Raw genomic sequence first — 13,055 nt, forward strand, 5'->3', positions numbered from 1 at the left:
CACTGCTATCGACGCGCGCGTCTGGCGGACGCCTGGCCCCCTGACACGCGGAATCGTACAGATCCTATAGACGCCCCCTGCGCCCCTTGCGCAAGATCTTGGCTTCGGTTGAGTTCTGGGGAGCACCGCGCCATCACGCATGGACGACTTCCCGTTTCCCCGTCGCAAGGAGGTCTTCCATGGCAGCCCCCGCTGTCGGCGCGCTTATCTGGGGATATCGCGCCTATCGTGCTTATGCGGCGTACGAAACCGCGCAAACCGCCATCGAGACGGCCGAGACGCTGGCGCAGATCAGCCAGCGCAGAAGGGACGTCGAGACCATCCTGAAGGATGTCATTGGCGGCATGAAAGAAGAGATCGACATCAAGAGCTCGACGTTCGTGCTCACTGGCGGCAACGTCACGGTGTCGCGCGGCCGTCGCGAAAACGTGACGTACCAGCAGTACATCGAACGCAAGATTCCATTCCGGCCCGTCATCAGCAGGGTGTGCCAGTGGGCGTTGAAGTCGCCGCTGGTCGTGCCCAGGCGGATACGCAAGAAAATCCCCGGCGAGGTCATCGAAACCACGATCGATATTGCGCTGAAGCAGACCACGGCATCGCTGGTATTTGAAGCGGTGGATGACTTGCTGTCGTGGCAGAGTCCCTTGAAGGCGGAACCGAACTACAACGCAACGACGGGGGCGGCGATGCTGGGAGAGCCCGCGACGAAACCCATGCGTATCAGTGAGGTTTTTCCCTTCTGGCCAAGGCCGAAGGGCAGCCTGGCGCCGGATCTCGTGATCGTGGAATACCGGCAGCAGCCGTTTGAAGTTAGCAACGTGTTCGCGGCGGTGGAGATCAAGTTTCCGAATGATTGGGTGAGAGGGAAGCAGATGAACGACTACCTAAAGCTGATGGGCCGCGATTCAAAAAAAGTCGCGCTGTTGCGCGTTCCAGAAGATTGCACAGGTTACCGGCCCGAAAGGGCGGCTCATGGCGATCAGCCAGGAAGGAAAGGGCGATGAGTACAAGCCATCCTTTGATTAACGACGATGACCTGGTAGGCATGATCGCGGATCTGAAAAAATGGCCACACACCGCGATTGATAATGGCACGTTCGAGCTGTCTACAACGCTGTTCTCCACGTTCTACTTCACCTACGAGCCAGCAAATTATCTTCAAACAACGCTTGCGATGATCGATGTGAAAGAGGCATTTGAGAAGTTGCTTAGCCACCCCTTCACCATCGCTACACATCCGGATTCGGAACGTCCGCATCCCTACGGGTCAAAGCGGCTTGGTGATCTAAGGGAATGGGCGAGGCGAACGCCTCTGGAAAAGGCGTTCACAGTCGAGTTTACGGACGAAAAGAACCATCAAAGTTCGCCAACGCATTCCGCCTATTTGTGGCGAACCTCCTACTGGAGAGATTCGGACGAAGACTACTCATCAATCCAGTTCTACTACCGCTGGCAATGGTGGCTGGAGAACAAAGATGCCTGGCGCCGATTCGTGCTCGATACGATCGGACGCCTGAAGCCCGCGCAAGTCTATAGCGGATTCTCGATGGGCAACCCGCTGGAATTCGGCATGCGCGCCGAAGCGGCGGTGTGGGACCGTGCGCTGACGCCGCACTTCTACGGCCTGGATACCGATTACCCGTTCGGCATGTCTCTTACGCCGCAACTGCCTTCAGGCATCCGCCCGCCCACCTGGGGCTTCTTCCTGTCCGACATCTGGCGTGAAAAGCTCTCTCTATCCCGCGAAGACGTCGCCACGCAGCTTGCTGACCCGCGCATTCGCGTCGACACCTTGAGTTGCGGGCAATGGATAGAACTCGGCCCTCAGCCCGAGCTCTACCCCGTCGAAGACGGCGTGCCCGAACTTCCCGTGTTGCTGAACCGAGTGCTGCGCCGCATCCGTCATCCGCAACTGGACCTGATCGGATTCGGTGAATGGGATGGCGATCCCAACGAACGCTTTGACCGCCGCGATACGCAGCGTTGGCTGGGCCGGTTCGATGACGACAGCGATTGGCCCACACCGGAGATCCGTGGCCGTGTGCCTGGCATGCCGGGCGCCCCGGCGGTCGAACCCACGCCGACCCACGTCGTTGTGGGCGAAACGATTCCGTCGGAAGGCTATTGGTACACCCTGGCGAAAACCCATTCACGCCGCTACTTCAAGGCGGGCGAGCTGGCGCCGCCGATATCGCAAGACACGTCGCGCGGGCGTGTCATCTGGCAGCGGGACGTAGACCAGCGCGCGCCGGAGCCCGAGCCGGCGCGCCGCGCCGAGAGCGGCCAGCTTGCGCCCCGCGCCGGCCAGTGGCGGGCCGATGAGAAGGGCGAAATCCTCTGCGTCGTGTCCAAGCACGAACCCTTGCCGGCGTATCGCGGAGAATCGGTAACGTGGCACTGGATGCACGACGCCGCTGTGGCCCCCGCGAGCGCCGTGCGTGTGCGGTCTGGCGCGCCCTGCCCTTACCCCGGAACGTGGACGTGCGAAGAATTTCCCACCGGTCCCCAGACCTTCATGCATCAAGTGATCTTGCCGCAAGTCAACGGCCAGGACGTGACCTGGGTGTTGGTGAGGTTCTTGAAATAGCAGCAGGCCACTGGCGACCCTCAGCCGTGACGCCGGGGTCGGCGTGGCTTGGCCGCGCGCTGGACTGACCCGCTCGGCCGGGCTGGGCGATGTTCCGCGCCAAGCGCATAATTCCGTATCAGCCCGCAAAACAGGCGGGCGGCTACAGGAGAGACGAATGCGGTTGTTGTTCTTGGGTGCTGGCGGCACCGGTGGATATTTTGGTGGACGCGCGGCGCAGGCTGGCGCGGATGTGACCTTTCTGGTGCGCGAGCCGCGCGCGGCGCGTCTGCGTGAACAAGGGCTGCGCATCCAGAGCCCGCTGGGTGATGTCACGTTGCAGCCGAAGCTGGTCACTGAAAAGACCTTGCAGGGCGCGTATGACGTGGTCGTGCTCAGTTGCAAGGCATATGACCTGGCCAGCGCCATCGACGCCATCCGCCCCGCGGTCGGGCCCGATACGGCGGTGCTGCCCATCATGAACGGCGTGCTGCAATACGACGTGCTGGACCGCGAGTTCGAGCCGCATCGCGTGCTGGGTGGCCTGTGCCAGATCAACGCCACGATGGGCCCGGAAGGTGAAGTGGTGCACTTGGGCAAGCACGCGAATATTGTCTTCGGTGAACGCGCCGGCCCTGCCCGTAGCGAGCGTTGCGTGGCGTTGGAGCAGGCGCTGGCCGGGGGCGAATACGTCAGCCGCCTAAGCGAAGACATCCATCAGGACATGTGGGAAAAGTACGTCATGCTGACCACGCTGGCCGCCGCCACGTGTCTGATGCGCGGCTCGATCGGTCAGATCGCGTCCACCGATGACGGCATCGATATCCTGAAAAGCCTGTTGCAGGAATCGCAGTCCGTGGCGGCGGCGTCCGGCCATGCCGTGCGCCCTGAAGCCGATGCGTTTGTGCAGAACCTGATCAGTGACCGCAAGCAGCCCATGACGGCCTCCATGTTCCGCGATCTGCGCCAGGGCCTGCCGGTCGAGGCCGATCACATCGTGGGCGACATGGTCAACCGTGCCCGTACGCTGGGCGTGGATGCGACGTATCTGCGGGTGGCCTATTCGCACTTGCAGGTCTATCAAGCGCAGCGCGCGGCGGCTTGAGCCACGGAATGAGGATTGAGGCATTGATGTATTGATGCATGGATTGCAAAAAACTCGTCTGATCTATTGGGTTTTTTGTTCGGATTTGACCGAATAGTATGGATTGCCGAATTCGGGGCGGCGCAGGGCAAAGGCGCGTGGTGCGCCGCCAGCCGCCCCGGTTCCCGCTTAAGGAGCAAGACCATGAAAATCGCATTGATCGGCATTTCGGGCCGGGTGGGTTCGCGCGTGGCGGACGAGCTGCTCAAGCGCGGCCACCAGGTGACGGGCATCGCCCGCAATCCGGCCGACGTCAACACCCAGCCAGGCTTGACCGTGCAACAGGGCGACGCTACCGACCCTGAAACCCTGACGCCCCTGCTGACCGGCCACGATGCCGTGGTCAGCGCCACGCGGTTTGTATCCACCGACGCCAAGCCCTTGCTGGCCGCCGTGAAGAATGCCGGCGTGCCGCGCCTGCTGGTGGTGGGCGGCGCGGGCAGCCTGCAAGTGGCGCCCGGCACGCTGCTGATCGACACCCCTGAATTTCCGGACGCCTACAAGCCCGAGGCCCGCGCGGGCGTCGTCTTCCTGGACACGCTGCGTCAGGAAAAAGTGCTGAACTGGACCTTCCTGTCGCCATCGGCCATGTTCGAACCCGGCGAGCGTACCGGGGCATTCCGGGTCGGCGATGACACCCTCTTGGCCGACGAGGAAGGCAAAAGCTGGATCTCGATGGAAGACTACGCGATTGCGTTGGCCGACGAAATCGAATCCCCCAAACACTCCCGCCGCCGCTTCACGGTCGGGTATTGAAGCCGGCAACCTGAAGCCGGCAACCCGCCCTGCAACCCCATCTTGCAACGTCCATGTCCAACATCGAACCCGTCGAACTGCCTCGCTCTTATCTGCTTTTAAACCATGGCCCGACGGTGCTCGTCACCAGCGCCCACGGCGCGGCCCGCAATGTCATGGCCGCCGCCTGGGCGATGCCCCTGGATTTCAATCCGCCCAAGATGCTGGTGGTGGTGGACAAGAACACCTACACGCGCGAACTGATCGAGGCCTCCGGCGAATTCGCGCTGTGCATTCCTTCACGCGCGCAGGCCGCCGCCACAATGAAAGTGGGTTCGGAAACGGGCCGCGACGAAGACAAGTTCGCGGCTTGTGGCTTGAGCACGTTCGCGGCCAGCAAGATCGGCGCGCCGCTCGTCAGCGACTGCCTGGGTTGGCTGGAATGCAAGGTGGTGCCCGAGCCGCACAATCAACAGGCTTATGATCTGTTCATTGGCGAAGTCGTCGCCGCCTGGGCCGCGCCGGATGTGTTCTCGCAAAACCGCTGGCATTTCCCGGCGGACGAGCGGCGTTCAATCCACTACCTGGCGGGTGGTTCGTTCTTTACCACCGGCCAGCCGTTCAATGTTTCAGAACCCGTTTCAGAACCGGAGCAGCCCTGATGCGCAGTGTGTATCTTGCGGGGTTCGACGTATTCCTTCCCGATGCCGTGGCGCATGGCCAGCGCCTGAAGGCGCTATGCGCCACCTACGGGTTCGACGGCCTGTTTCCCTTGGACAATACGGCGCCCCAGGACTTGTCGGGGCCCGCGCTGGCGCAGTGGATCTACCGCGAAAACGTCGCGTTGATCCGCCGCGCCGACATGGTGATGGCCAACCTGAATACCTTTCGCGGCGCCGAGCCGGATTCGGGCACGGCTTTTGAAGTGGGCTACGCCATCGCCTGCGGCAAGCCGGTCTGGGGCTACACCAGCCAGGCCGGGTCTTTGATTGATCAGGTGGCGGTGGGGGCGGCGGCGGACGACGGCGCGTCGCGCATGGTGGATGCCGAGGGGTATACGGTGGAAGATTTCGGCCTGAACTTGAACCTTATGCTGGCGTGCAGCGCGCGCATCGTGGTGGGCAAGGCCTCGGACTGCCTGGCCCTGATGGCGGCAGAGGCCAGCCGGTGATTGCCAAGCGGTAATCCCCAGCCGCTATTTCGCCGCCTTTTTGCGCGCCGGCTTCTTGGCCGTAGGCGTACCCAGATATCCCATCACCGCGTCCACCACGGCTTGCTCAAGCTGCTCGGTGGAAAAGCCCACGGGCGGCTCCAACGCCGCCGCATGCACCAACGATTCCATGATGCGCAGCACCACATAGGTGGCCAGGTCGCGGTCCTGTTGCGCGATCTCGGCCCGATGCAGTTCCAGCAAATGCCGCATGCGGCGGTGGATGTCCTGGTCGGCCAGGCTGTGGTCGCGCGGCGTGTCGAACAGCGGAAACTCGCGTTCAAGCACCCGGTGCAAGGCGGGTTCCAGCAGATGCGCATGCAGCATGGCCTGCACGATGGCCGCCACGCGCTGCTTCAGCGTCGCGGCGGGGTTGGTGTTCAACACCTCGTCGATGACATCCAGCATGTCGTTGTCGTGGCGCTGATGTAGCGCGGCGATCAGCGCATTCTTGTTCGGAAAATACTGGTACAGCGACCCGACGCTGACCCCAGCCGTTTCGGCGATCAGATTGGTGTTGGTGCCGGCATAGCCGTGCGTGGCCAGAATGCGAGCCGTGGCTTGCAGGATCGTGTCGACGGTGTGCTGGGACCTGAGCTGGCGCGGCGATTTTCGGGGCTGAGGGATAGCGGTCATGGATGCGTGGAAAGGCGAGTATCGAACCTGAGCAATGGCTCATAAAATTCAGGGCAGGCAATCTGATTGTTCACCCGCAAGCGCGGATTATGCCATCGACGAATTCTCCGCGATGGTTTCGGATTGCCACAACCCTATCAAGGATTTCTCATGTCGAACGTATCGACGGCTGGGGCAGCGCCCGCAGCCGGTGTACCCGTGCGCTCTGTTTTTGTGCAGTTGTCGCCGTTGGTGGTGGTGGTGTTCATTGCATTTTTCATGGTCGGCCTGCCGATGCCGGTCTTGCCGCTTTACGTGACCGGCACGCTGATGATGAGCGCGCTGGTGGTGGGCGTGGTGGCCGGCCTGCAGTTTGCCGCCGCCCTGCTGTCGCGCGCCTATGCCGGTGCGCTGGCCGACCGCCAGGGCACCAAGCGGGCGGTGGTGATCGGCTGCCTGCTGGGGGCGGCGGCGGGTGTGCTGTATGTGTTGGCCGACATGTTGTCGGCGCGGCCGCAAGGGGCGCTGACGGCGCTGTTGGCGGGCCGCGCGCTGATGGGATGCGCCGAAAGCCTGATCGTCACCGGTGCGTTGAGCTGGGGCGTGGGCCGCGTGGGGCCGCAGAACGCGGGCCGCGTCATGGCCTGGGTGGGTGTCGCCATTTACGCCGCCTATGCCTTGGGCGCACCCGCCGGCATGCGGCTGTATGCCTATGCCGGCTTCGCGGGCCAGGCGTGGGCAACGGTCGTGATTCCGTTGGCGGCGCTGGCGCTGGTGCTGCCGCAACGCGCCGCGCCTGCCGTGGGTGGGGCGCGCACGCCCTTCTATCGGGTGCTGGGCATGGTGCTGCTACCCGGTCTGGGCCTGGCCCTGACCAGTGTGGGATTCGGCGTCATCACCGCGTTTGTCAGCCTGCTGTTTGTGCAACGCGGCTGGGACGGCGCGGGATGGATGTTCAGCGCGTTCGGCGTGGGGTTCATTCTTGCCCGCGTCTTCTTCGCGGGTCTGCCTGACAAGTGGGCGGCGCGCGCGTGGCGCTGGTGTGCGTGCTGATCGAGGCGGTGGGCCAGTGGCTGATCTGGCACAGCGCCACGCCGGTGTGGGCGTATGCCGGCGCATGCCTGACCGGCGCGGGCTATTCGCTGGCGTTTCCGGCGTTCGGCGTCGAAGCAGTGCGGCGCGTGCCGGCCGCAAGCCGTGGCGCGGCCATGGGGGCGTATGTGGCGTTTCTGGACGTGGCGTTGGGGATCAGCGGCCCGGTGGCGGGCGGGCTGGCCGGTGCGCAAGGCGTTGGCGCCGTGTATGCGATGGGCGGCGCATGCGCGCTGGCCGCGGTGTTCGTGGCCCTGGCGCTGCGACGTCCGGTGTGGCCGTAGCCCGGCGACCCGCTGGCGCCAGCCCGGTGGTTCGCTAGCCCGGCGGGGCCGCGCGTGGCTGCGGCCCGCCGGAATGCTGCTTGCCTTAGACGGTGGCGGCCATTTCCAGGACTTCGTCGTCCACGGTTTCGGCGTTGCCGTCTTTCAGCCTCTGCAGGTGGTCGGCCAGTTCGGCGATGGTCAGCGCAACCAGGCCGTGCTGGGCCGCGTAACGTTCCAGCGAGGCGCCGCGCATCATGGTGCCGTCGGCGTTCATCAGTTCGCACAGCACGCCGGCGGGGCGCAGGCCGGCCAGCACGGCCAGGTCCACCGAGCCTTCGGTGTGGCCACGCCGGGTCAGCACGCCGCCGGGTTGGGCGCGCAGGGGGAACACGTGGCCGGGGCTGACGATGTCATCGCTTTGGGCCGACGGCGAGATGGCGGCGCGGATCGTGGTGACGCGGTCAACCGCCGACACGCCGGTGCTGACGCCTTCGCGCGCTTCGATGGACACGGTGAAGGCGGTGGCGAAGCGGCTTTGGTTGCGCGTGACCATGGGCGGCAGTTCCAGCCGGTCCAGGGTTTCGCCGGGCAGGCACAGGCACACGATGCCGCTGCCGTCGCGGATCAATTGCGCCATGACGGGCACGGTGAGCTTGTCGGCGGCGACGATCAGGTCGGCTTCGTTTTCGCGGTCGAAGTCGTCCATGAGGATGACCGGACGGCCCAGGCGCAGATGATGCAGCGCGCGCTGCAAACGGTCGGCGAAGGGTTGCGAAGCCAGGCTGGGAAGGGACTGCGGGGTATTGAGGTTGGACATTGAAACGCTCTCGCAAAATAAAGGGGGCGAAAAACGTTTCAGGGCTAATCGACAGCCGAACGCAATACGACGTTCCAGGCGCATGGGCGCCTGGATGACGGGGTGTTGTGCCGGCACATCTTCTCTCATCCGGACTATGACCGTCGGCTCTGGCATCTCACCAGATCTGCTGACCCCGATGTCCGTGAAGGACGCCGGGCGCTCGCGGGCTCGCCACATTGCATGGCATACCGCCGGTGGGGAATTACACCCCGCCCTGAAGACGTACTGCATGTCGTGTTAACGACATCGGCGATTGTACGCCTGTCTGCGCGGATCGCGGAACCGACCGGGCGGGATGTGAACGCGGATGTTCAGGGGACGGATTTGTCGGCTTGGGCGGATTTGGTCGCCAATTTCTTTGCCGTCTTCTTTTTCGGCAGCGCCAGCATCGTGCCCCGGCACGGCGGCGTACCGCACAGGCAGCGGTAGCCTTCCTTCAGCGCCTTGGTGATGCGGCCGTCCAGGACCAGGCCGTAGTCGTATGACAGTTCGGTGCCGCGCGCGATGTCCTGCAAGGCGACGATGTACACGCGTTTGCCGTGCTTGCCTTCCTGGGCCTCGCAGTTGGGCTCACAGGAGTGGTTGATCCAGCGGGCGTCATTGCCTTCGTCGCCGCCGTCGATCACGCGGCCGGAGCTGAGCGCGAAGAAGAAGGTGTGGAAGGGGTCGTCGGGGTTGGTCGGGTGGCGCCGGTCGGCTTCCTTGGCGCTGATGCGCGCGCCGCCGTATTCGATGATGCGCGTGCCGGCGGGGATCTTGCGGGCGGCGAAGACGCCGGTGCCATGCAGCTTCGAGCGGCGAACAACATGCCAGGGCTTGATCGGGGTGGCTTCGGTGGTCATGTAGGCGTTGGGGAAGGCGTTGAAGGAGGCGTCGGGGCGCGCGAGACGAAACAGAATTATATCGACGCGCCTGTGACAGGATCACAGGCGTATAGTTGGCGCCGCCTTGTCCTTGGTTGATTTCATCATGATCGTCCGTCCGCGTCCTTCCGCGCTGGCTTTGTTCTTTGTGATGCGCGGTTCCATCATCCCGCGCATTCTTGGCAAGATCCTTGTCATCACATTGTTGTCGTGCGTGGTGGTGTGGATGTACCACCGGCTATGGTTCTCGCCCGCGCACCTCACGGCGGTGCCCTTCTCGCTGTTCGGCCTGGCCCTGTCGGTCTTCATGGGCTTTCGCAACAACGTCTGCTATGACCGCTGGTGGGAAGCCCGCAAGCAATGGGGCGACCTGATCGTGCAGGCGCGCAGCCTGGCCCGCGAAAGCGCGGTGCTGCTGGCCGCCAGCACGGCCAACCCGATTCAGGAACGGCTGGTGCGGCGCTGCATCGGATTCGGCTACGGCCTGGCGGCGCGGCTGCGCGGGCAGGACATGGTGCAGGCCGTACGCCCGTGGGTGCAGCAGGACGAACTGGACACGCTTGCCGGTTGCCGCAATGTGCCGGACGCGCTGCTCATGGCGATCAACCGCGACCTGGCCGGCTGCCTGCGGCGCGGCGAACTCAGCGACATTCTCTACCAGGCGCTGACCCAGCGCGTGGCGCAGTGCGCCGCCATCCAGGCCGCCTGCGAACGCATCAAGTTCACGCCCTGTCCGTTTGCCTATTCGCTGCTGCTGCATCGCACGGCCTGGCTGTTCTGCCTGCTGCTGCCGTTCGGCCTGGTGGGCACGCTGGAATATCTGACGCCCGTGGCGGTCACCATCATCGCCTACACCTTCTTCGGGCTGGATGCCTTGGGCGACGAGCTGGAAGACCCGTTCGGCCTGGAAGAGAACGACCTGCCGCTGTCGGCCCTGGCGCGCGTGATCGAGATCGACCTGCTGGAAGGCCTGGGCGTGCGCCCGTTGCCGGACGCCGCGGTGCCTGAAGACTTCATCCTGCGCTGACGCCGGCTTAGCCCACCGGCCCGGTCAACGGCAGCATGGTTTCTTTCAGGCGGCGCAGCACAAAGCACGATTTGCTGTGGCGGATGCCGGGGATGCGGTAGAGCTGTTCGCGCAGCAGGCGTTCGTAGTCGCGGGTGTCGCGCACGGCGATGCGGATGTAGTAGTCGTAGTCGCCCGACACCAGGAACGCTTCCAGCACCTCGGGTATGGCCGCCAGGGCGCGACCGAACTCGTAGAGCGTTTCTTCGCTGTGGCTTTCCAGCGTGACGTGGACGATGACCGTGTCCATGAAACCCAGGCTGGCCGGATCGATGTCCACGGTGTAGCCGCGGATGACCCCGGCGCCCTCCATGCGCTTGATGCGGTTCCAACACGGGGTGGACGACAGCCCCACCGCCGCGCCGATCTCGTTCAGGCTGGCGCGCGCGTTGTCCTGCAAGACCTTCAAAATGGCCAGATCAAACTTGTCCAGGTTCATTTTCTTTGATTCCTCCAAATCAAAGATGAATTTACTCTGGATGGCCCTGATTCGTAGAAAAGAAGATAAAAATTCTTCGCCGCTCCGAATAAGATAGATAGCATGAACGATCGCCTGCACCCCACCGCCGCCGCCGCGCTTGCCGCCACTGAAACCCCCCCTGCTAACGGGGCCAAGATTCTGCTGGACACCTTGATTGCGAACGGGGTCGACACGGTCTTTGGCTACCCCGGCGGCGCCGTCCTGCCGCTGTACGACGCCCTGTATGCCGAGCCGCGCTTGCGCCACGTGCTGGTTCGCCACGAACAGGCGGCCGTGCATGCCGCCGAAGGCTATGCCCGCACCACGGGCCGCACGGGCGTGGTGTTCGTGACCTCGGGCCCCGGCATGGCCAACACCACGTCGGGCTTGTTGGACGCCATGTGCGATTCGATTCCGGTGCTGTGCGTCAGCGGCCAGGTGGCCACGGCCGCCATCGGCACCGATGCGTTCCAGGAGTGCGACGCCATCGGCATTTCGCGTTCCGTCACCAAGTGGAATACCCAGATCCGCGCCGTGGACGACGTGGCCAATGTGGTGGCGCGTGCGTTTGAATTGACCCGCCAGGGCCGCCCCGGCCCGGTGTTGGTAGATTTTCCGAAGGACGTGCAACTGGCCGTGCCGCGCGACGCGGACGATGATGTGCCGGGTTTGCCGTCGCAGCAAAAGCTGGCCGCGCTGCGCGCACGTCGGCAGTCCGGCAAGCTGGCGGCCAAGCTGCCGCAGTCGGCCGTGCGCCGCGCCGCCGCGCTGATCGCCCAGGCCAAGCGGCCCATCTTCTACGGCGGGGGCGGCTTGATCAATGCCGGCCCGGAAGCCTGCGAGGCCTTCACCGACCTGGTCCGCCACACCGGCGCGCCCTGCACCCTGACGCTGATGGGGCTGGGCGCCTTCCCCGCGTCCGACCCGCAGTTTGTCGGCATGCTGGGCATGCACGGCACGGTCGAGGCCAACCTGGCCATGCACAACTCAGATTTGGTGGTGTGCATCGGCGCCCGTTTCGATGACCGCATCACCGGCAAGCTGTCCGAGTTCTGCCCGCATGCGCGCAAGATCCATATCGACATCGACCCCGCTTCCATCAACAAGGTGGTGCGCGTGGACGTGGCGCTGGTGGGCGACTGCCTGCCACTGGTGCGCGCGCTGCGCGCCGAAATGGGCGATGCGCCCTTGGACGCCGCGCGGCTGGCGCCCTGGTTCAAGCGCATCGAGGCGTGGCGCGCGCAGGACTGCCTGGGCTTCACGCCCGCCGCCGATGCGATCCTGCCGCAGCACCTGATGGCGAGCCTGAACGCCGCGCTGGCCGACCGCGATGCGATCGTCTCCACCGACGTGGGCCAGCATCAGATGTGGGCCGCGCAATACCTGCGTTTCGACAAGCCGAACCGTTGGCTGACGTCCGGCGGCGCGGGCACGATGGGCTACGGCGTGCCAGCCGCGATTGGCGCGCAGGTGGCGCATCCGGACAAGACGGTGGTGTGCGTCAGCGGCGACGCATCAGTGCTGATGAACATCCAGGAATTGTCCACCGCCATGCAGCACGAAACGCCCGTGAAGGTCGTGCTGTGCAACAACGGCTACATGGGCATGGTGCGCCAGTGGCAAGAGCTGATCCATGGCGGGCGGTATAGCCACAGCTATAACGCGTCATTGCCGGATTTCGTGGCCTTGGCGCGTGCGTTCGGCTGGGGCGCGGCGCGCGTGGATGATCCGGCAAAGCTGGATGCGGCGCTGGCGGAATGCCTGGCGCACGATGGGCCTTACTTTTTGGACGTGGCCGTGACGGCGCAGGAAAACTGCTTTCCGATGATGCCCGCCGGGCACGGGCATCAGAAGATGATGCTGGCGGAAGGGGTTTGGTATCAGGACGAGACGACCTGAGTTTTTGCGGGGGTGATGGGTTGCGCGCGATGGGCGTGACCGTGCGCGGGGCGATATTTCCGCGCTTCACCCATCCTACAGTGGTGGCGCACGGCATTCGCCGTGCGTGATGAATGACCCCCGCTACTTCGTAGGATGGGTGAAGCGCGCACCGGTCTACCTGTTCCAAGATGCCCGCGTTCGCGCGCAACCCATCACCGGCGTTCGCGCGCAACCCATCACCCGCGTTCGCGCGCAACCCATCATCGCCACAAAAACGCCCATCACCTCAAACGTC

12 protein-coding genes, 1 pseudogene and 1 riboswitch are annotated in these 13,055 nt (G+C 64.4%); of the genes and pseudogenes, 9 read left to right on the top strand and 4 right to left on the bottom strand.

Annotated features, from left to right (window positions below):
- Positions 1–179 precede the first annotated feature (179 nt).
- The 6 genes from ACE04A_RS26950 (at position 180) to ACE04A_RS26975 (ending at position 5,619) form a co-directional block, all read left to right on the top strand.
- Positions 180–1,007, top strand: coding sequence for a VRR-NUC domain-containing protein (locus ACE04A_RS26950; RefSeq protein WP_279993529.1), 828 nt, complete (start codon positions 180–182; stop codon positions 1,005–1,007).
- Between the two features lie 170 nt (positions 1,008–1,177).
- Positions 1,178–2,590 (top strand): type VI immunity family protein, encoded by a 1,413-nt coding sequence (locus ACE04A_RS26955; protein ID WP_448715752.1) that lies wholly within the window; start codon positions 1,178–1,180, stop codon positions 2,588–2,590.
- A gap of 157 nt (positions 2,591–2,747) precedes the next feature.
- Complete coding sequence (panE, locus tag ACE04A_RS26960) at positions 2,748–3,674, top strand: 2-dehydropantoate 2-reductase (protein ID WP_279993531.1); 927 nt, start codon at positions 2,748–2,750, stop codon at positions 3,672–3,674.
- A gap of 183 nt (positions 3,675–3,857) precedes the next feature.
- Positions 3,858–4,469: an NAD(P)-dependent oxidoreductase gene (locus ACE04A_RS26965; protein ID WP_259251349.1), complete on the top strand. Its 612-nt coding sequence runs from the start codon at positions 3,858–3,860 to the stop codon at positions 4,467–4,469.
- A gap of 53 nt (positions 4,470–4,522) precedes the next feature.
- Positions 4,523–5,110 (top strand): flavin reductase family protein, encoded by a 588-nt coding sequence (locus tag ACE04A_RS26970; protein WP_438857844.1) that lies wholly within the window; start codon positions 4,523–4,525, stop codon positions 5,108–5,110.
- Positions 5,110–5,619 carry a nucleoside 2-deoxyribosyltransferase gene (locus ACE04A_RS26975; protein ID WP_259251351.1) on the top strand — a complete coding sequence of 170 codons (510 nt, stop codon included), beginning with the start codon at positions 5,110–5,112 and terminating at the stop codon, positions 5,617–5,619. Before ACE04A_RS26970 ends, ACE04A_RS26975 begins: the two co-directional genes overlap by 1 nt.
- A gap of 24 nt (positions 5,620–5,643) precedes the next feature.
- Here the strand turns inward: ACE04A_RS26975 and ACE04A_RS26980 are convergent, their stop codons facing one another.
- Positions 5,644–6,294, bottom strand: coding sequence for a TetR/AcrR family transcriptional regulator (locus tag ACE04A_RS26980; protein WP_259251352.1), 651 nt, complete (start codon positions 6,292–6,294; stop codon positions 5,644–5,646).
- Between the two features lie 150 nt (positions 6,295–6,444).
- Here ACE04A_RS26980 and ACE04A_RS26985 point away from each other — a divergent pair.
- Positions 6,445–7,649: pseudogene (locus ACE04A_RS26985) on the top strand (MFS transporter).
- Positions 7,650–7,734: 85 nt separating this feature from the next.
- Here ACE04A_RS26985 and ribB read toward each other — a convergent pair.
- Together ribB and ACE04A_RS26995 are read right to left on the bottom strand one after the other, a co-directional pair.
- Complete coding sequence (ribB, locus tag ACE04A_RS26990) at positions 7,735–8,448, bottom strand: 3,4-dihydroxy-2-butanone-4-phosphate synthase (protein WP_485820703.1); 714 nt, start codon at positions 8,446–8,448, stop codon at positions 7,735–7,737.
- Positions 8,449–8,561: 113 nt separating this feature from the next.
- Positions 8,562–8,716, bottom strand: a riboswitch (FMN riboswitch).
- Positions 8,717–8,801: 85 nt separating this feature from the next.
- Complete coding sequence (locus tag ACE04A_RS26995) at positions 8,802–9,332, bottom strand: SET domain-containing protein (RefSeq protein WP_279993537.1); 531 nt, start codon at positions 9,330–9,332, stop codon at positions 8,802–8,804.
- 127 nt (positions 9,333–9,459) lie between these two features.
- Between ACE04A_RS26995 and ACE04A_RS27000 the strand changes: the two genes are divergently transcribed.
- Positions 9,460–10,380, top strand: a complete 921-nt coding sequence (locus tag ACE04A_RS27000; protein WP_341767766.1) for a bestrophin family protein — start codon at positions 9,460–9,462, stop codon at positions 10,378–10,380.
- A gap of 7 nt (positions 10,381–10,387) precedes the next feature.
- Here the strand turns inward: ACE04A_RS27000 and ACE04A_RS27005 are convergent, their stop codons facing one another.
- Positions 10,388–10,858, bottom strand: coding sequence for an Lrp/AsnC family transcriptional regulator (locus tag ACE04A_RS27005; protein WP_050447422.1), 471 nt, complete (start codon positions 10,856–10,858; stop codon positions 10,388–10,390).
- A 93-nt stretch (positions 10,859–10,951) separates the two neighbouring features.
- Here ACE04A_RS27005 and ilvB point away from each other — a divergent pair, with 93 nt between their 5' ends.
- Positions 10,952–12,778 (top strand): biosynthetic-type acetolactate synthase large subunit, encoded by a 1,827-nt coding sequence (ilvB, locus tag ACE04A_RS27010; RefSeq protein WP_438859791.1) that lies wholly within the window; start codon positions 10,952–10,954, stop codon positions 12,776–12,778.
- Positions 12,779–13,055 lie beyond the last annotated feature (277 nt).

The sequence above is a fragment of the Achromobacter colocynthidis genome (genome assembly GCF_057334535.1).

What these genes read in the sequence shown, in the direction of transcription:
- ACE04A_RS26950 (WP_279993529.1), top strand. Translation starts at nt 180, where the DNA reads ATGGCAGCCCCCGCTGTCGGCGCGCTTATCTGGGGATATCGCGCCTAT.
- ACE04A_RS26955 (WP_448715752.1), top strand. Translation starts at nt 1,178, where the DNA reads ATGATCGATGTGAAAGAGGCATTTGAGAAGTTGCTTAGCCACCCCTTC.
- panE (WP_279993531.1), top strand. Translation starts at nt 2,748, where the DNA reads ATGCGGTTGTTGTTCTTGGGTGCTGGCGGCACCGGTGGATATTTTGGT.
- ACE04A_RS26965 (WP_259251349.1), top strand. Translation starts at nt 3,858, where the DNA reads ATGAAAATCGCATTGATCGGCATTTCGGGCCGGGTGGGTTCGCGCGTG.
- ACE04A_RS26970 (WP_438857844.1), top strand. Translation starts at nt 4,523, where the DNA reads ATGTCCAACATCGAACCCGTCGAACTGCCTCGCTCTTATCTGCTTTTA.
- ACE04A_RS26975 (WP_259251351.1), top strand. Translation starts at nt 5,110, where the DNA reads ATGCGCAGTGTGTATCTTGCGGGGTTCGACGTATTCCTTCCCGATGCC.
- ACE04A_RS26980 (WP_259251352.1), bottom strand. Translation starts at nt 6,294, where the DNA reads ATGACCGCTATCCCTCAGCCCCGAAAATCGCCGCGCCAGCTCAGGTCC.
- ribB (WP_485820703.1), bottom strand. Translation starts at nt 8,448, where the DNA reads ATGTCCAACCTCAATACCCCGCAGTCCCTTCCCAGCCTGGCTTCGCAA.
- ACE04A_RS26995 (WP_279993537.1), bottom strand. Translation starts at nt 9,332, where the DNA reads ATGACCACCGAAGCCACCCCGATCAAGCCCTGGCATGTTGTTCGCCGC.
- ACE04A_RS27000 (WP_341767766.1), top strand. Translation starts at nt 9,460, where the DNA reads ATGATCGTCCGTCCGCGTCCTTCCGCGCTGGCTTTGTTCTTTGTGATG.
- ACE04A_RS27005 (WP_050447422.1), bottom strand. Translation starts at nt 10,858, where the DNA reads ATGAACCTGGACAAGTTTGATCTGGCCATTTTGAAGGTCTTGCAGGAC.